This window comes from Ohtaekwangia koreensis, assembly GCF_900167975.1.
GTDB lineage: Bacteria > Bacteroidota > Bacteroidia > Cytophagales > Cyclobacteriaceae > Ohtaekwangia > Ohtaekwangia koreensis.
The window spans coordinates 665,310-683,223 of sequence record NZ_FUZU01000002.1; the positions used below are offsets into that span (position 1 = coordinate 665,310).

General features: G+C 40.5%; 12 protein-coding genes. 5 read left to right on the forward strand and 7 right to left on the reverse strand.

Annotated elements, in window-relative coordinates; all coding sequences use genetic code 11:
* Positions 1 to 96: 96 nt before the first annotated feature.
* Complete coding sequence (gene ssb / locus B5Y40_RS15820; RefSeq protein WP_079687761.1) at positions 97 to 540, reverse strand: single-stranded DNA-binding protein; 444 nt, start codon at positions 538 to 540, stop codon at positions 97 to 99.
* Between the two features lie 199 nt (positions 541 to 739).
* Positions 740 to 1,792, reverse strand: coding sequence for an A/G-specific adenine glycosylase (mutY, locus tag B5Y40_RS15825; RefSeq protein WP_079687762.1), 1,053 nt, complete (start codon positions 1,790 to 1,792; stop codon positions 740 to 742).
* A 98-nt stretch (positions 1,793 to 1,890) separates the two neighbouring features.
* Between mutY and B5Y40_RS15830 the strand changes: the two genes are divergently transcribed.
* The 4 genes from B5Y40_RS15830 (at position 1,891) to B5Y40_RS15845 (ending at position 7,038) form a co-directional block, all read left to right on the forward strand.
* A complete protein-coding gene (locus tag B5Y40_RS15830) occupies positions 1,891 to 2,232 on the forward strand; it encodes an HU family DNA-binding protein (RefSeq protein ID WP_079687763.1) in 342 nt (113 codons plus the stop codon).
* Between the two features lie 42 nt (positions 2,233 to 2,274).
* Entirely contained in the window at positions 2,275 to 3,096 is an 822-nt protein-coding gene (locus B5Y40_RS15835; protein WP_079687764.1) for a tetratricopeptide repeat protein, read from the forward strand.
* 229 nt (positions 3,097 to 3,325) lie between these two features.
* Positions 3,326 to 4,879 carry an Rne/Rng family ribonuclease gene (locus B5Y40_RS15840; RefSeq protein WP_079687765.1) on the forward strand — a complete coding sequence of 518 codons (1,554 nt, stop codon included), beginning with the start codon at positions 3,326 to 3,328 and terminating at the stop codon, positions 4,877 to 4,879.
* Between the two features lie 32 nt (positions 4,880 to 4,911).
* A complete protein-coding gene (locus B5Y40_RS15845; RefSeq protein WP_079687766.1) occupies positions 4,912 to 7,038 on the forward strand; it encodes a HEAT repeat domain-containing protein in 2,127 nt (708 codons plus the stop codon).
* A 73-nt stretch (positions 7,039 to 7,111) separates the two neighbouring features.
* Here the strand turns inward: B5Y40_RS15845 and B5Y40_RS15850 are convergent, their stop codons facing one another.
* Positions 7,112 to 10,075, reverse strand: a complete 2,964-nt coding sequence (locus tag B5Y40_RS15850; RefSeq protein ID WP_079687767.1) for an AsmA family protein — start codon at positions 10,073 to 10,075, stop codon at positions 7,112 to 7,114.
* A gap of 227 nt (positions 10,076 to 10,302) precedes the next feature.
* Positions 10,303 to 11,724 carry an aldehyde dehydrogenase family protein gene (locus B5Y40_RS15855; RefSeq protein ID WP_221408954.1) on the reverse strand — a complete coding sequence of 474 codons (1,422 nt, stop codon included), beginning with the start codon at positions 11,722 to 11,724 and terminating at the stop codon, positions 10,303 to 10,305.
* Between the two features lie 148 nt (positions 11,725 to 11,872).
* Here B5Y40_RS15855 and B5Y40_RS15860 point away from each other — a divergent pair, with 148 nt between their 5' ends.
* Positions 11,873 to 12,709 carry a hypothetical protein gene (locus tag B5Y40_RS15860; RefSeq protein ID WP_079687769.1) on the forward strand — a complete coding sequence of 279 codons (837 nt, stop codon included), beginning with the start codon at positions 11,873 to 11,875 and terminating at the stop codon, positions 12,707 to 12,709.
* 3 nt (positions 12,710 to 12,712) lie between these two features.
* On the opposite strand, the gene B5Y40_RS15865 is transcribed toward B5Y40_RS15860, so the two are convergent.
* From B5Y40_RS15865 to B5Y40_RS15875, 3 genes are all read right to left on the reverse strand, one after another.
* A complete protein-coding gene (locus B5Y40_RS15865) occupies positions 12,713 to 13,423 on the reverse strand; it encodes an OmpA family protein (RefSeq protein ID WP_079687770.1) in 711 nt (236 codons plus the stop codon).
* A 9-nt stretch (positions 13,424 to 13,432) separates the two neighbouring features.
* Positions 13,433 to 15,466 carry an OmpA family protein gene (locus B5Y40_RS15870; protein WP_079687771.1) on the reverse strand — a complete coding sequence of 678 codons (2,034 nt, stop codon included), beginning with the start codon at positions 15,464 to 15,466 and terminating at the stop codon, positions 13,433 to 13,435.
* 119 nt (positions 15,467 to 15,585) lie between these two features.
* Positions 15,586 to 17,883, reverse strand: a complete 2,298-nt coding sequence (locus B5Y40_RS15875; RefSeq protein ID WP_079687772.1) for a patatin-like phospholipase family protein — start codon at positions 17,881 to 17,883, stop codon at positions 15,586 to 15,588.
* Between the last annotated feature and the right edge of the window lie 31 nt (positions 17,884 to 17,914).

Here is a 17,914-nt window from a genome sequence, read left to right on the forward strand (position 1 = left end):
TTTGTGTTTATAGATTTAAGTATATCAATGAAGCACCTTGTTTCAAATGCTGGCCGCCTGTCAATCATTACCCAATGTTAAAGATCAAATTAAAAATTAGAACGGAAGATCATCCGTGCTGTTGTCAACGGGAGCATTCGTGCGCATGCTTTCCGCAGGACTTCTCTCAGCTGAAGAGTACTCTTGACTCGCACCACCACCGGCACCGGTTTTAGGAGTAAGCATCGTCATGTTGTCGCCTACAATTTCTGTTGTATAGCGAGTCACGCCATCCTTCTCCCAAGAACGTGTACGAAGTTTTCCTTCAATAAAAACCATATCACCTTTTCGAAGATATTTCTGAGCGATCTCGGCAAGCCCACGCCATAAAACGATGTTGTGCCATTCCGTTACTTCTTTCTTCTCACCGGTAGTTCTGTCTTTGTAGCTTTCTGAAGTTGCAATGCTAAAGTTGGCAACCACGGCTCCGTTATCAAGATTTCTTACCTCGGGATCTTTACCGAGGCGGCCTACTAAAATTACTTTGTTTACACCTGACATAGTATTTATTATTTAATTTTTTCCACTGTATAAGAAGACTGTTTCGCGTAGCAGTCAACGGATCTTCAAAAAGTCCCATTCACAAATTTCGCGCAATGCATGCAAAGCTAAAAGTGAAAGTACCGCAAGATTTAAATTCTGATTTTTAATTTACCACTTAAAGACATTTAATCAAAAGGTGTGGTTATCGCACTTGATACTATAAGAGGTGATTATCCTCGAGGAAACGACTGATCAATACAGGTTTTGGTAGCTCAGAAATTTTTTTGACAGAATAAAATTTAAGGTTCTTGTCATCTTGAAAAGCAGAATTACTTTTTATAATGATAAATGTCGCATGGATGATCTGGTGACTCAGCACGTGCTTATATTTCTTTGACACAACTGAAGCCGCATCTGCGAATTTTTTCAAGTGCACATCTTCAGCGATAAGTTTCGCAGGATTCTTGAATTTATTTTTTTCGATGAGATGAAAATCATACAGCCCGTGCCAGATATCTTTCTGATCACGTTTTTTCATCAGCATGGACTTACCCTTTTGAAAAACGAAATAATAAAAATACCGGGCACGTGCTGCCTTTGCTTTAACTTTAACAGGAAGCTGAGTCTGTAAATTTTTCTGTGAAGCGAAGCATGTAGTTTGAAATATACATTCGCTGCATGCGGGATTAACCGGCACACAATGCAATGCACCGAATTCCATTACAGCCTGATTGTGAGCATCCGGATTTTCTTTTTTGATGAGCTCGTTGGCGACTTGTGTAAAATATTTTTTTCCTTCAGGGCTGTTAGTCTCTTTTTCAATTCCAAAAATGCGCGCCAGTACACGAAAAACATTTCCATCTACCACGGCTACTTTTTCCTGGTATGAAAAGGAAGCAATAGCCGCGGCTGTATAATCACCAATGCCTGGCAATTTTTTAAGCTCCTCAAAAGTATCCGGAAAAACTCCTCTATATTTTGATATCACTTCCTTTGCACACTTGTGAAGATTGCGCGCACGTGTATAATAACCCAACCCTTGCCACATTCTAAGGACTTCTTGCTCAGAAGCAGATGCTAGCGCTTGAACGGTAGGAAATTTCTCAATGAATCTTAAATAATATGGTAAGCCTTGGATTACACGGGTTTGCTGAAGAATAATTTCGGATAGCCATATTTTATAAGGATCGCGAGTAGTACGCCAAGGGAGGTCTCGTTTGTTAAGCTCATACCATTCAACGACTTTATCAGAGAAATATCGCTTGTCCATCAGCCTGATTATCAGAATTTTTCAATATTCATTTTTAAATCTTCGGGCAGCGTATAAATTTGCCAACCCAAAAAAATTCGACTTAAATATATAACACAGTGACCAAAGCAGATATCATCAACGAAATCGCAGAAAAGACCGGAGTAGACAAGGCGGATGTGACCGCATCGGTAGAGGCATTTTTTAGCGTGGTTAAGAATTCTATGTCGAACGGTAATAACATTTATATCCGTGGTTTCGGTAGTTTCATTAACAAAAAACGTAAGAAGAAGATCGCCCGCAATATTTCCCGAAACACAGCTTTAGTAATTGACGAACATTACGTGCCTGCATTTAAGCCTGCCAAAATTTTTGTAAGCAAAATTAAAAACAGCGAAAAAGTAAAACTGTTAGCCGACAGTGCTGAAAAAATCAGGGAGGAAGAGGAGGACGTTGATTAATATGTAAGTGCTGTTGCGCTTACGCCTTTGCTGTATTAAAGAATGTTAAAGACTAGAATTATACTCGTAGTGATCAGTGCTGTACTGATCTGGATAATCTTTATGTTACCGAAAGGTGTAGTAGAGAATGATGATCCATTGACAAAGACTACAACAACGACTCCTGCAGATTCTATTTCCAGGAAGGTTGATGCGCATGTTAATGCTCCTAAAGAAGTCGTAGAAAATATAGCGCATCTTCGTGCTCAATTTGATACAAGTTCGGATAAAGAAAAAAATGCTATCTTTGCCGACTCTTTAGCAAACCTGTACTTGATTGCTGGCAAATTTGACAGCGCAGCGTGGTTTTCTGAGGAGGCATCGAAGTTCTTTAACACGACTGAAAGCTGGATCAAAGCCGGTGATAATTATTACCAGGCTTTCACCTTTGCTACCGAACAAACCAAACAAACAAGGCTTGCCGGTAAAGCTCAGGAGATTTATAAAAAGGTATTGGATAAAACCCCCAAAGACCTGGATGTAAAAACGAAGCTGGCCATGACTTATATAAGCTCATCGAACCCTATGCAAGGCATAACGTTGCTGAGAGAAGTTATAGCGGAGGATCCAAAGAATGAATTAGCACTATTCAATATGGGTATGCTTTCCATTCAATCTGGTCAACATGACAAAGCTGTTGAGCGATTGGAAGAATTGGTAAAAGTTAACCCTAATCACACGCAAGGTCAACTACTACTCGGCATTGCACTGATGAATACAGGCGATAAGAAACGTGCGAAAGAACAATTCGAAAAAGTGAAACAACTGGATAAGGATCCGTCAGTACAAGCTACTGTAGATTCGTATCTAAAGGATTTAAAATAATTGTTTAACCCGCTGTCAGTTAACAAGCAGACAGAAATTTAAAAAGCATTACTATGCCTAGCGGAAAGAAAAGAAAGAAGCACAAAATGGCAACGCACAAGCGTAAGAAGCGTCTTAGAAAAAACAGACATAAGAAGAAGTAATCAGTAACCGGGTCACCGGTTACGCTGCTTTACTATAGAGCAGCTTTTTCCTATACACATCATTTTTTTACTTAACAATTTGTCTTTTGAGTAACGAACTAATAATTAGTGCAACTCAGGACGGATGTCGTATAGCCCTTCTTAAAGACAAGACGCTTGTTGAATTCCACAATGAGGAAGAAGGCAGCAAGTTTTCGGTGGGAGACATTTATCTAGGCTCTGTAAAAAAAGTTGTACAGGGCCTTAACGCAGCATTTATAGATGTTGGTTATGATAAAGACGCCTTTCTGCATTACCTCGATCTTGGCCCGCAGTTTAGTTCACTCGCAAAGTTTACCAAACAGGTTCGTGCCAAAAAGATCAATGGTGGAAAACTCGACAAATTCAATACGGAACCGGACATTGATAAGCATGGGAAAATTACCCAGCAGCTAACCAAAGCTCAATTAATACCAGTTCAGATTGTAAAAGAGCCGATCTCTACAAAAGGGCCTCGATTATCCTGCGAGTTATCATTAGCTGGTCGATACCTGGTATTGGTGCCATTCTCCAATGCTGTAAGCGTATCTAAAAAAATTACCAGTGGCGAAGAGCGGAAACGTCTACTCCGACTTATTCAATCTATTAAACCTGAAAATTTTGGCGTCATCATCCGTACGGTAGCGGAGGGGAGAGAGGTGGCCGAATTAGACCGCGACCTTCGAAACATGGTAAGCACATGGGAAGAAGGCATGGCGCGTTTGGTTACAGCGAACCCGCGCGACAAGGTTATTGGTGAGATCAGTAAAACATCATCTTTACTGCGCGACATGCTCAACGAGTCTTTTGACAATGTGCATGTTGATGACAAGAAAATCTATGAAGATGTAAAGGCCTATGTACATAGCATTGCGCCTGACAAAGAGAAGATCGTAAAGTTATATACCGGCAAAGCCAAAATCTTTGAACACTATGGAATCGAAAAGCAAATCAAATCAGCTTTCGGCCAGACAGTAAGTTTAAAGGGAGGCGGATACTTAATCATTGAGCACACCGAAGCACTTCATGTGATCGATGTGAACAGTGGTAATAAATCTAACAGGGAAGAGAATCAGGAAACTACTGCGCTTTCAGTAAACATGGAAGCAGCAAAAGAAATTGCACGTCAGCTTCGCTTGCGCGATATGGGAGGAATCATCGTGATTGACTTCATCGACATGCGAAATCTGGATAACAAAAAACTCATCTACAAAATAATGAAAGATGAGATGGTAGAAGACAAAGCTAAATCTACGGTGCTACCGTTGTCGAAATTTGGACTGATGCAAATTACCCGCGAGCGCGTTCGCCCGCAGATGAATATCGCTACAAAAGAAGTTTGTCCTACGTGCAATGGCACAGGAAAGATCACCGCTTCTATACTTGTATCTGATCTCATCGAAAAAAATGTAGAGCATCTTCTCGTTAAGCAAAATGAGAAGAATCTTGTGCTGGCACTCCACCCTTACCTGCACGCTTATTTTACAAAGGGAATTATCTCACAACGTCTTCGCTGGTATTTTAAATACAAGCGCTGGGTATCAGTCGTAATGGATTCATCCATGGCTGTAACGGAGTTTAAATTCCTAAATAAAGAAGGCGAGGAGATCCAGTTGACATAACACTTTGTCAAACCCAACCTTATCTATATAAAATGCGATTTAACTTATTGGTCCTGTTCGTACTGCTCAGTCAGTACGGATGGGCACAAAAGTCGTGGAAGACTTTTGCCTCTGAAAAAGGAGCTTTCTCTGCAGATTTTCCAGGAGAACCTCAGGTAACATCCGTCAACCGTCCTACACCGGAAGGTATAGAAGTAAAAATCAATATACACATGGTGACTGCAGAGTCCGTTGTGGCGTACGTGATTTACAACGAGTTCCCTACTGGTCTGAACATACTCGATGATTCTTTATACCTACGCGAAGTTGCACGTGAGACGATTGCTAAATTAAACCTCGACACATCCAGTATCAAGCCCATTACATTTGACGGATTTCCCGGAAGAACATTTTCATCAAAAGTAAAAGATGGTTTAACAGAGATGAAAATTATACTTAGAACCAATCGCGCATATATAGTGGCTGGTTTTTTCCCAAACAAGCGCAAAGCTGATTTGGCAAAATTCATGAACTCATTCAAATTTCTACCGTATAAAAAACCTGCCTGGTATACGCATGAATCTAAAGACTATTCATTCAAAGCTGACTTTCCAAGTGAGCCGGTTCTGGATGATAGTGAAGATGGAAGTTCAATGCTGGTATACTATGGCAATGATGTAAACAGCGGTAACAATTACTCACTCGCTATTGAAGAGTATTCGAAGTATGATTATTTTGAAAGTGATAGTGCTATACTTGAACAGCGGGCAAATGCTTATAGGCTGGGTGATGATTCAGTGCTGTTGGAAAGAGATGTTATGATTGACGGACGACCTGCGAAGGAATTGATAATGCAACAGGGCAAAAATCATTTTCAATTACGGGTGCTTACGTTTTCTAGAGGCTTGACAGGATATACATTATTTACGTTTCTTCCAGCGGGTGAAATACAAGGAGAAACTGCCAATCACTTTTTTCAATCATTTAAGTTTGTAGGTAAACCAACGGTTGATCTACTAACTGATAAAACGGATCTGTTGTTCAAAGATATAGCGAGTAAAGATACTGCTATATGGAAGAAGGCAGCGGATGCATTTGGCGACTATGATTTCAAGGATAAAGATGTAGACGCTATTCAAGGCTTAATAAAGCAGTCCTATTCTGATGATCGTGAAGAAGATAGCAGAAAAGCAATAATGTTTGGAGCGTTGGGTAAACTGCACTCTGAAAAATCAATTGCATTTATAGAAAAGATATTTCCGGCACTAACCTTTAATCCTGCATTGGAATATGCTGCTCTACATGTACTCTCCGAGATTGATACCCGTCAAAGCCTCACACTGCTTTCAAAGCTGCTTGTAAAGCACAAAGCTTTGTCAGAGATGAACTATAATGTGTTCTTCAGCCCTTATCAATTGGACTCTGCTAATCAGAAGTTTTTTCTTTTAAGCACTATAAAGTTGTTGTCAAGAGAAGAATATAAGAGTGGGCTATATATACTCAGTGAGAACTTACTTGACAATAAAACACTTCCTATAACCGAACTGGCAGCATACAAGAAAATTATTTTACAAGATTTTGATAAACAAAGCCAGGTATATTTCCAAGATTCAACCCACCAGGATCTCTATTATCTGTGTGAGATCTTAGGATATGAACCACAAGGCGCAAAGGAGATAGCAACATTGCAAAAGCTTACAAAAGGGTATAACGAATATCTTTCTGTTACTGCGGTAACTACGCTTTTTCGACTGAAGCAAAATCCGGATGAAAAACAGGTTGAGTTACTGGCCAAAAATCTTTCATCACGCACTAATTTTTTTTCGGAGTTAGTGGACAAGTCGCTTGAACAAAAGTTCCCCAAGCAATATGCTAATCAGGATAGTCTTGTTATCGGAGAATTTAATGATTACCTGTCAGGGGAATACGATGACGCAGCGCAATTCAGTATAAAGATTGTTCATAAAACACAACGAGACTATAATGGAGAGAAACGAAAATTCTATGTAGTTAGTTTTTACGATCACTACGATGAAGTGAATTACCTGGGTATATGCGGACCGTATGCATCTGATAAGCTATACGCCTGGGGCGATCTGACCAACTCCGATTTTACGATCGACACAGGTAAGGATTACGATACTTATCTGACAAATTACCTAAGTGGTCTTGAGGAATAAACTTTAATTTGACCTCATAAAAAAAGAGCCGGGTATATATGCCCGGCTCTTTCATTATTATACTTTGTGTTTACTAACTCTTCTTCTTTTTCAACAACCCTTTAATAAGACTCTTCGCATCTTCTACTTGTTGTGTTTTAGTTGAATCTGCTTTAGTCTTTGTTTTGGTAGTATCGGATTTACCCAATATACTTCCTACTATCTTTTCTGCTTCAGTTCCTTTCACAGCCTTCTCAATAGCTTTAGTTCCTTCTTCTTTTGCTACTGTTGTAGCGGCTTCTTTCACTTGCTGCTTTTGTTCATCCATAATTAATTTTGGAGAAGGACTTGTAACCGAACCACCCAAGCCGATAGTAACCGGTACCGTTCCATTCGGATCTGCTTTAGCGCCTGTTTTGCTGGCAATCAAACTATTGAATTGTGAACCAAGTTTACCTGCAGGCACATCCATTTTTAATGTATAGTCTATAGATTGATCCATTCCGGTGCTACCGGCAATCGTAGTTTTATAACTTCCAAACTTAACATCGAATGGCTTTACACTCAGCCTTCCATCTTTTATAGACGCTGACATGAGAACATCTTTCATCGTTACCTCATTGGCATCGCTAAGCTTAGTCAACGAAGTTATACCCGAAATAAGTTTTGAATCTTTAAGTGCCGCTTGCGCGATCTTGATCAAACCGCCTCCGTTAACAGTAGCCATGTTGGGCATCATATCTTTCAAAAGCTCTCCACTGATTTTAAAGTCTGTAGAAAAATTACCGTTTACCATGCCCGCTATAGGTGCATAAGTGGATACTAGTGAAGATGCGCTTGACGCTTCTTTCATGGAAACATTCTCGATCTTCAATCCCAGGTCATATTTAGGATGTGCTATATCTTTAGCATTATAAGTACCATTTACAACGAAGCTTCCGCCAAGCATATTAAACTTCAATCCGCTTAAGTTCGCAATACCATCTTTAACCACCACATCACCGGAGGCATTGGTCATGGTATAGTTCATCATCTTAACGGTTTTGATATTCGACTTCAACAGGAAATCGATGTTCTGCGGAACTGGAAATACGCTTAGAGCTGCGGTATCTGTCGCTGTTGCAGGAGCATCGCTATCACTCATAAATTCATTGAGATCCAGCAATGTTGAATTAAAGTTTACCGCACCTTTAATGGTTTCGTTCTTACCGAATATATAGCCTAGGTAATTCAATACTGAACCACTCACGTTAAAATCACTTTTACCAATCGTTCCGTTTACATTTTGCAATTCGATTTTCTTCGGATCGAATACCATTCCTGCCTGCGATAAAGTAACGGTAGGAAGATCTTTTGTTATATACTTGAAATCTTTCAAGGACGCTGTACCGCTAGTAGGTAGTTTGTCGTAGCGTTCTGCCTGCACATCAGAATATTTACCTTTCGTTTCAATGTCAGCTTTAACCTTACCGGCCAGCGACATTCCTTCTACTGGGAATACTTTTGTGATCTTCTCAAGATCGATACCTCCTTTTGCTTTCAGATCCCATGTATAATCATCCAGGTTTTGCAGCAATAAGTCGGCACTGAATTTTTCTCCATCCATCAACACAGACATATCTTTTACAGTAATGAATGTCTCTGCCAGTTTACCGGAAGTGTTTTTCACTGTTGATGTAAAGTGAAGATCTTGTAATGGTAATGGGAATTGTGATGACTTTACATATCCGCTTGTCAGAGACATAGCAGCATCTATAGCCGGAATAGTCTTCTTCAAACTATCATATATACCTTTTGCGTTTAAGTTTATAGCGTAGCTGCCTTTCATATCCAAGCCTTCCATGGGGAACATTTTATTTAATTCCGCCAGGTTGAGTTTTGCGGCCACCGTAGCATCTACATTGGTAGGGTACATTTTAGTAATGAGTGCTTTTGCATCTACAGGGTTAGAGCCAAAATCAAGATGAAGCTTCTTGAGATCGATGATGGTGTTATCAATTATACCATCCTTGTTATCCACGAGTAAGTCTACATTTATATTATTAACGGCTGTAGGCAAGTCGGGATATTTGAACATAGCATCCTTAACCAAAAGATTAAGATTGAAAGCCGGCATCTGCTTTTCGCTATAAGTTCCTTTTACAAAACCGTTAAAGGAAAGATCACCTTTCGCTTCGATGTTGTTAAAGCTTTGAGTATACATACCCGGTACGAGTGAGAGAATACTTTTGAAAGTATTCTCAGGGCTCTTGAAAGAAAGATCCATACCAAAATCTTTCTCGTTCATTTTAAACCATCCGTCAAAGCTCATCGCAAAATCATTAAGCTTTGCAGTGTTCTCTTTGAAAGTATATTTCGTATATGCTTCGCTGATTGAAACCGTAGCATCAATTTCTGCGCGCTTGTTGCTCAGGTATTCTACGCCACCGTACGCAACGGTAAGGGTATCCGCTACGGTGTTTGTTTTCAGATCGAATACGTCTTGCGTGAAATCACCGGAGCCGGAGTGATTCACACCTTTCAGGCTCATCAGGAAAGGAAGCGTTGCATCATCATAGGTTATATCACCATCAATGATTTCCCAATGATCAATACCAAAAGAAAAGTTACTAGGCTCTTCCGTTGTGGTCACTGTATCAGTAGAAGGAACAGCAATGTCATAGTTCGCCCGTCCATCTTTCAAAACTTTCACGTTAATGATTGGACGCACCAGCGATATACCTTTCACCCGGAGCTGATCACCAAAAAGAATTTCTTTCAGATTGACTTCTACTTCAAAGCTTTCGGTAGCGAATAGAACTTCTCCCTCAAACGGAGCGCGGTTTATCACACCAAGGTCACGCATCTCTGCTGTGATGTTTGGAAAGTTCTTGAACAGAGTGATGTCAAATTTTTCAACATCGTATACAACATCGGCATTAACCGACTTATTAATTTCCTTATTGATCGCTGCTACGATGTCATCTTTAAAAACTATCGGGATGATAAAAGCTGCCGCCAGTATAAGTACAATTAACCCACCGATAATAATGAGTGTCCATTTCAATGCTTTTTTCATATATAAATTTTAGACTTGGTAAGTTTAGATATTCGGTTAGACATGTGGTTAGAATTTGTACGGGAGATGCGCGAAAAATGTATAAAGTTTTTGCCGCCTCATAATATTTCAGGTTCTTAATTCTGAACTCAAATTTACTAAACGCGAGGTTGTATTTTTTGGTATTCGGCAGAAAGCTTCTTTTAAAAGCCCGTTGTAACGCTAGGTTGAATGGCGTGTAAACGCATTCAGAAAAGCTTCAGAAACCAGTCCATTAATTTCCTGGAAAGGGCGGTATAGGGTGGGTAGAATGGCTGAATGGTTGTGAATCCACGCTTTTGCTTCATCACGGGTTTATCATGAGAGAAAGCCAGAAATCCGTAATACCCATGGGAGTTGCCCAAGCCACTGTTGTTCACACCACCAAATGGAAGGTTATGGTGTAGAAAATGAATGGCGCAATCATTTATACAAACGGCTCCGGAAGAAGTTTCCTGCACTATTTTTTTCCGTTCCTTTTCATGTTGCGTGAATATATATAGAGCAAGTGCCTTTGGTTTTGAATTGATGATAGTGATAACTGAATCGAGATCGGTATAGGGAATCACCGGAAGTATAGGTCCGAAAATTTCTTCGTTCATGATCCTTGATTGCTCTGGCACATGTGATAAAATTACCGGGTGGATTAAACGCGAAGCCTGATCTACCTTGCCACCAAATTCAATTCTTGCCCCATGGTATAGAGCATCTTGCAGCAATTCTGTAAGTCGCGAAAAATGTTTTTGATTAACGATGCGACAATAGCTTGTTGAGGTCTCAAACGACTCGCCTCCGGATGCGAAATGTTTTTTTACCTGAACTTTCAACTCTTCAATAAACAATGGCATCGCATGTTCATCAACCAGGATATAGTCTGGAGCAACACAAGTTTGCCCGTTGTTTACAAACTTAGCAACAGCAATACGTTGCGCAGCTTCTTTGATGTTGGCAGAACGCGTAACGATTGTTGGAGACTTTCCTCCAAGCTCTAAAGTTACAGATGAGAGATTTTCTGCGGCAGCTTTCATTACCTGTTTGCCAATGGAAGGACTACCCGTAAAAAATATATGGTCAAAGGGAAGCTTTAGTAAATGTTGAGATACTTCAGCCCCGCCTTCAAAAACGGATACACGTCCATCTGGAAATATTTCCTGTATCATTCGTGCAATGAGTGCAGATACATGTGGTGTTAATTCCGAAGGCTTGAGTATAACACTGTTGCCTGCTGCTATCGCTGATACTAAAGGACCAATAGCTAAGCTGAAAGGATAATTCCAAGGAGATATAATGAGACATATACCTCGAGCTTCCGGTTGCAGGTATGAGCGTGTACCCAACATGGTAATGGGAGCATCAACCTTACGCGGCTGCGCCCATGTTTCCAAAGAGGAAACTGCCAGTTTTATTTCGCTGAGTACATGAAAGATTTCGGTACCATCAACTTCTACTGCAGGTTTTTGAAAATCGTTGTAAGCAGCCAGATGTATAAGCGATCGATTCTCATGGATCCAGTCGCGTAATTTTTGAAGATACTTTTTTCGGGTAGACAGGGGCTCCCTGCGAACGGAGAGCAGGCTTTTCTGATGACTTTTAAAAGCTTGGCTTATCAAATCAATGATACTTGTTTCCACTGTCGCCTGCATAACTAAATGTAGCCTAAATATCCAAGCAGTCAAAATCCCGTAATCAACGGCTAAACATTACTTCAATGTTAACGTCAACTTGCTTCATGTTACTTTTATATTTAATTTGATAACAGTAAATTAACATTGGCGTAATATGAAGGGTCTGGTGTTGATATTTTTTCTGCCAATACTTGCGCTTGCTCAAGAGGAGCAACGTGCGTCTCAATCTGACAATTCTCTCCATTACTATCTTTCACTTTACAGCGCTACCGATTCAAGGGATGCATCCACTGCAGAGCTTCTCGGTTTTGTAGATAAGCTTGAAGCGAAGAAGGATGGCTTTAAACATGACAAGGCATTTCTCAATTATCTGTTTACAAAAACGCATCAGCGTTTCCTTAGAAATTATACCGAGTATTCATCTTTCAATGAATTGTTAAGCAAGGGATACTATAACTGTTTAACCGCTACAGCACTATATGCGATATTGTTAGATCACTTTGATGTTCCGTATCAAATCATTGAAACAAACTATCATATATTTTTGATGGCAGAAACAACGGATGGACAAGTGTTACTTGAAACTACCGATCCTGCGCATGGATTTACAGATAGTAATAATGAAATCGAAAAAAGAATAAGTATATATAGGAAGAACGCTATTCAGAAAACAAATAAAGACAAGCAGTATTATCACTTCAGCTTTGACTTGTACAATGATGTTAATCTGGACGAGATGCTGGGATTGCTATACTATAATCATGCGATTAAGGCGTACAACAATCGTCAATGGGTAAACTCTATAAGTTATCTTGAAAAGGCCAGCACACTATATCAGTCACCACGTCTGGAAGAATTCTCAAGAATCATTTTGCTTTCAGTGGCGGAGAGCAGGCTGGATACGTCTCTTAAAGAATCTTATATAAGAAAAATTCAGACGGTGCGTAAAAATCGCATCGAAGTCGTTGCTAATGCCAGTAGTAATTTCTAAAGATTAATTCTGTAGAATCCGAAGTTCAACTCTTCTGTTCAGCCTGTGCGATTCGGGAGTATCATCACGCGACAGCGGTTGTGTACCTCCAAATGCTTTTGTTTTCACACGACTCTTATTAATATTCTTAGAGACTATATAGTCCTTCACAGATTCAACGCGTGCTTTGGAAAGCTTGAGGTTCTCTTTGGCATCGCCGAGGTAATCCGTATGGCCTTCGAGTTGTATTACCATCGTTGCATTCTCTTTCATCATCTTTACAACAACATCAAGTTCCGAATAAGATTCTTCATTGATCTTCGATCTTCCTACCTGGAAGATCACATTGTCTAGCCGCATAACAAGGCCCACAGAATGTTTACTCCCGTTTGATGGAGCGCCTGAAGTGAGCTCTATATCTTTCAAGATTTTACTCGCACCGTTCGCTTCAGCGGGGTCAATCATATACTTTGCTGTAGTAAAACCGGGGGCTTCTACAACGATAGAATACTTTTCATTATCAAAGAGTGGAAACGAATAGCGGTTGTTGTTCAGTGTACCCATACGATTTCCGTACGGAAGGCTTTGGTATGTGATGCGCGCTGTTACCGGCTCTTTTGTTGCAGCGTTAATGATGTTACCCTCTGCATATATGAGCGAGTCAGTTGCTTGTGCAGCTGCTATACCAATACTGAAAATGAGCGCAATGGAAAGTGTAAAAAACCTATGAGCCATGGTAAAAAATTACAATTTCAAAATTATGAATTCTACCCTGCGATTCTTCTTCCGTCCTTCTTTAGTCTCGTTCGTATCGGTAGGCTTGCCCTCACCGAAGAACTCTGTTGTTATGCGATTCTGTGCGATTCCTTTATCAACAAGATACGTGGTAACAGATTTTGCCCTGCGCTCCGAAAGACCAAGGTTATATTGTTCCGGACCAGTGGCATCGGTGTGACCAGAGATCGTAATTTCCATACCACTCTTTTCCTTCATCAATTCAACTATACGATTCAACTCCGGAAATGATTCAGGTTTTAGTGACGCTTTATCAAAATCAAAGAAGACGTTGTTCAATACGATCGTAACATTCTCTTTTACGGTAGCCAATTCAATAGGCGACAATTTGAAGTCTTCTCCTTCAATCACTTTATCTGAAGTTATATTTCGCAGATCGAGGTTCTGACTTTCTGAAAGTTTATCCTTCGCTTCTGCACGTATACCGTAAAGATTGCCTGCCGGTAAACGAATTTCATACTCGCCTGTTTCCGGATTGGACTGCGCTATACCAACATCTTTACCATCAGGAAGACGTTCGTATATAATCTTTGCACCCAAAGGATCGCCCGTTGTTTTATCAATGATTTTTCCTTTTACAGTAACCCATGGTTCCGGATTTTTAACGATCGGAAGTTTAACACGGAATATATCTGTATTCGTTTCAGTAACACCACGGGAGTAGTAAGCAAAATCACTGTTCGCAGGAATGTTAAAGAACAGATCTTCAAGAGGAGAGTTAATCTCAGGGCCAAGGTTTTCAGGCTCTGACCAGCTTGTCCATGTATCATCTAATCTTCTTGATACATATATATCTGTACCGCCATAACCACTGAAACCATTCGAAGAAAAGTATAGAGTTTTATCATCGGATGCGAGGAAAGGAGCAGACTCTTCTCCGGCAGTATTGATTACGTCAGCGAGGTTAAGCGGTTGTGACCAAGTGCTGTCGTTGCTCATAAAGCTAACGTAGAGATCACGATCACCTTGACCATCTTCGCGCTGTACAGACATCAATAATGTTTTTCGATTGTTGGTGAGGAAGTAGTTAGCCTTCTCGTGGAAGTTATAGTCGTTGATTATATTCAACGCCTTAGGCTTACCCCATGACCCTCCAACATTGGAGCTGATGGACACACCGGCTCTCATCTTTCCATTGTCGAGATATTTGTTGCCCAGTATCATGATGGCAGATTTACCATCGGGTGTAACAGACTGAATAGTATTCACAAAGTTAGGACCTGTGTTGTTGAATGGAGCTCCCATATTTTTGGCAAGTTGCCAGCGGCCAGCAGAGTCCAATTCAGAATACCATATATCTTCTTTATCATTTACGCCCCCTACATTTTCAGGGTGATTTCTACGACTGAAGTAAAGCGTTTTACCATCTGGAGAAAGTAACGGATTGAGTTCGCTGTACTCGCTGTTTACATTTTTATCAAGTGCTTCAATCAAAATACCGGATGCGAGTAGCTGCATTTTAGGAATGTCGGCAATGATCGGGTAACTGGAATCCGAGATCGCGATAGCATCGATTCCAAAATAACCAGGGACCGCAGCGCCATCAAATTCAATTTTGATCGCGGCAACTTTATAGGAAGTAACATCCATGAATAAGTTGAGCATCCTGCCTTTCAAAGGAACGGCCATTGGGTTCAATGTATTCACAACATATTCTTTCCCTGCTTCATCATATACAAGTACACGAAAAATAGCACTGGGATTATGCGATTCAGCAATAGCGATCTGGCGAATGCTGATAGGATTCGCGAAGCCAAGCTTTAAAAATTCTTTACGATTAGGTTTATCAGGAGCCCACGCATTTGGACTCTGTCCACCGGCAGGTAATACGTTTGGTTTACCCAACGCTTGTTGCGCTGAGTATTGCACCGGAGTAAGTTCCGATGAAAACTCAATTACCTTGGAAGCCCACTGCACAACTTGTGCCTTTGAACTCAGGAAAAATAAGACCGATAATGCGAAGGTTAGTAAAACTCGCTTCATGCCAGAGCGTCTGTTAAAAGATTTGAACTTTAAACATAGCTAAAAAAATCAAAAGGATGTTGAATCAACACTTCAAAAAGACGAATGCAGTATAATTAGTGATAAATAACGGTTACGTTTTACTCCAGTGAGTGTTTGTTGTAGAGGAGAAATCCGACATGAAGAAGAACTCCCAATTGGTTTTGATCATCATCGTAGTAGTTAACACTTAAACTTACCGGACCGATCGGTGCATGGTATACAAACGCGGCAGACCCTGCAAAAAAGAGTGACTCAATATCGCGACTTATATAGGCCTCCTGGTTGCTGCCTTGCTTTATGTAGTCAAAGGGTTTAAACAGATATCCCTCAAGACGGAAGTCCAATCGGGTACGAAGTGTAAAAATGTTCCGTATACCACCTGCCAGATAATTAAACGATCGGAAGTTTTCCAAAATCAATGTGCGACTGTCCTGCAGCGGCAGGAACGCAGGAGTGTTAATGATGGTACCAAAGTAATTTTGGAAGAACGGTTGATTCGAGAATACAGCTTCCGCTATATATCCGGTGTGAAACCATCCGGCATCGAAGTATTGCTCTGCACAAGCTCGTACCCGAAACCACTCGTGGTTAGTCTTCATTGGTTGCGAAAGAACGGAGGTGTTACCTGGAGTATAGGATGTCGTCACGTGAAAATAATCACCACTGATTGAATATGCTTTACCACTGGAGGCGTATTGTTTGCGGTTTAGATTGTTAGCCGAAAAGCTGAAACCAGTTTTAAAACCTTTCGTTCGCAAAATATCCAGCGTGTCTGTGCTGATGAATACATCTCCGTTGATATACCGGTCGATATCATTAAATCCTTCTATACCAACAACGCATTTAAAGGATTCGCGTATAGGCATACCGATGTGAATACCATATTTACGATTGATGCGCGATAATACCGTGGGCATAGACGATGTTACTTCCTTGAACAAGTCTCCATTCTCAAGATAGTTCCAGTTGTTATACTCAAGAAATGGCTCCAGGTATAATTGATTCGGATAGTCAATGCGAACCTCTGCTATACCTGACTTATAAAAACTCCCGGTTTGAAAAGCAGTATAGTAATGCTTGAGTGTGCGACCGAAATGATAATAATTCAAACCCAGAAAAATGTTGCTGATGTCGCGGGAAGCAATCACTCCACCAAAGTCGACCTGGAAATTTTGCTGAGGTCTTCTTGAAAGCTGGAATGCGAATTTCTTTTTACTGCTATCGTATAAAATGCCAGGGTATACATTTGAAAAGTAATCTTCAGCAACTAATTTGAAGTAACCTTTTTTGATACTGTTGTAGTACAAAGGTTTATTGTCTTCGGGGTGTGTTTTGAAAAGTCGTCTGATATAGGCGCGTTGAGAAGAGTTGAAACCCTTGAACGTAAGGCCATCGAATACTAAAGGAACACTCTTGTTGTTAAAAGCATTACGTCTTTCAGCAACCTCATCACATGTAGCTCGCCTTGCTATTTTGCGTTTAAGCTCCTCGATCTGTTTTATAGTTTGAGTATATCCACTATCGATGAGGCTTTCGGCTCTTGCAAAGTCGAATGAAGTAAAACCTTTTAAATTAGGTTGAATGAAAATGCCACTTTCGTGGATCATCGATGGATCAGATTTGTCCATCAACATAAAGAGAAGTGATCGAGAGATCAGCTTGTCATCATTATCATAAGGATATTCTTCAAAGATTTTCGTGGATACATTTACTCCGATAATCACATCGGGTTTAAAATCCCGCTCTGCTATATCTACCGGAAAATTGTTGTACACGCCACCATCAAATAAATACTTTCCATCAACGCGGATCGGGGTGTAAAAGAAAGGAACAGTTTGCGTAGCGCGCAATGCATCACTTAATGAACCTTTGGATAGAACAACTTCATTTTGTGTGAATATATCTGCAGCGATAACACGAAGCGGAACAAAGAGGCTATCGAAATTATTATGCGAGATTGCCGAAGCCTGCGCCATGCGATCAGCCAGCGCGAAGTTCAGCGAAACATCTTTCGCAAGGCTTGTATTAAACTGAAAATTTAAAGTTGAGTCAACATCCAGGGTGAGCTTTAAGAATGTTGGCGTTATATCATTCTTATAATAAAAATAGTTGAAGCCCTGCTCAGATGAACCATTGATCCAGCCCAGAAACTCACTGGAAAGCACCATGTGTTCTATCTGCGTAGGACTCATGCCTGCAGAATAGCAGCCTCCGATGATACCTCCCATGGAAGTACCAACGATATAGTCGATTGGTATTTCATTTTCTTCCAGCGCCTTTAGTACACCAATGTGTGCAATGCCTTTAGCTCCGCCTCCACTCAGCACAAGTCCAACCTTTTGAGCGTTGGTCGCATAGGACAGGAAGAAAAGAAGTATAAAAAAACAGCGCTTCATAGAAGATGAGGGAGAAATCTCCACACCCTGA

Bases quoted from the DNA above. Each gene is read 5' to 3' on its own strand.
- B5Y40_RS15875 (WP_079687772.1), bottom strand. From the start codon at position 17,883: ATGAAGCGCTGTTTTTTTATACTTCTTTTCTTCCTGTCCTATGCGACC.
- B5Y40_RS15865 (WP_079687770.1), bottom strand. From the start codon at position 13,423: ATGGCTCATAGGTTTTTTACACTTTCCATTGCGCTCATTTTCAGTATT.
- B5Y40_RS15835 (WP_079687764.1), top strand. From the start codon at position 2,275: ATGTTAAAGACTAGAATTATACTCGTAGTGATCAGTGCTGTACTGATC.
- B5Y40_RS15850 (WP_079687767.1), bottom strand. From the start codon at position 10,075: ATGAAAAAAGCATTGAAATGGACACTCATTATTATCGGTGGGTTAATT.
- mutY (WP_079687762.1), bottom strand. From the start codon at position 1,792: ATGGACAAGCGATATTTCTCTGATAAAGTCGTTGAATGGTATGAGCTT.
- B5Y40_RS15845 (WP_079687766.1), top strand. From the start codon at position 4,912: ATGCGATTTAACTTATTGGTCCTGTTCGTACTGCTCAGTCAGTACGGA.
- B5Y40_RS15860 (WP_079687769.1), top strand. From the start codon at position 11,873: ATGAAGGGTCTGGTGTTGATATTTTTTCTGCCAATACTTGCGCTTGCT.
- ssb (WP_079687761.1), bottom strand. From the start codon at position 540: ATGTCAGGTGTAAACAAAGTAATTTTAGTAGGCCGCCTCGGTAAAGAT.
- B5Y40_RS15870 (WP_079687771.1), bottom strand. From the start codon at position 15,466: ATGAAGCGAGTTTTACTAACCTTCGCATTATCGGTCTTATTTTTCCTG.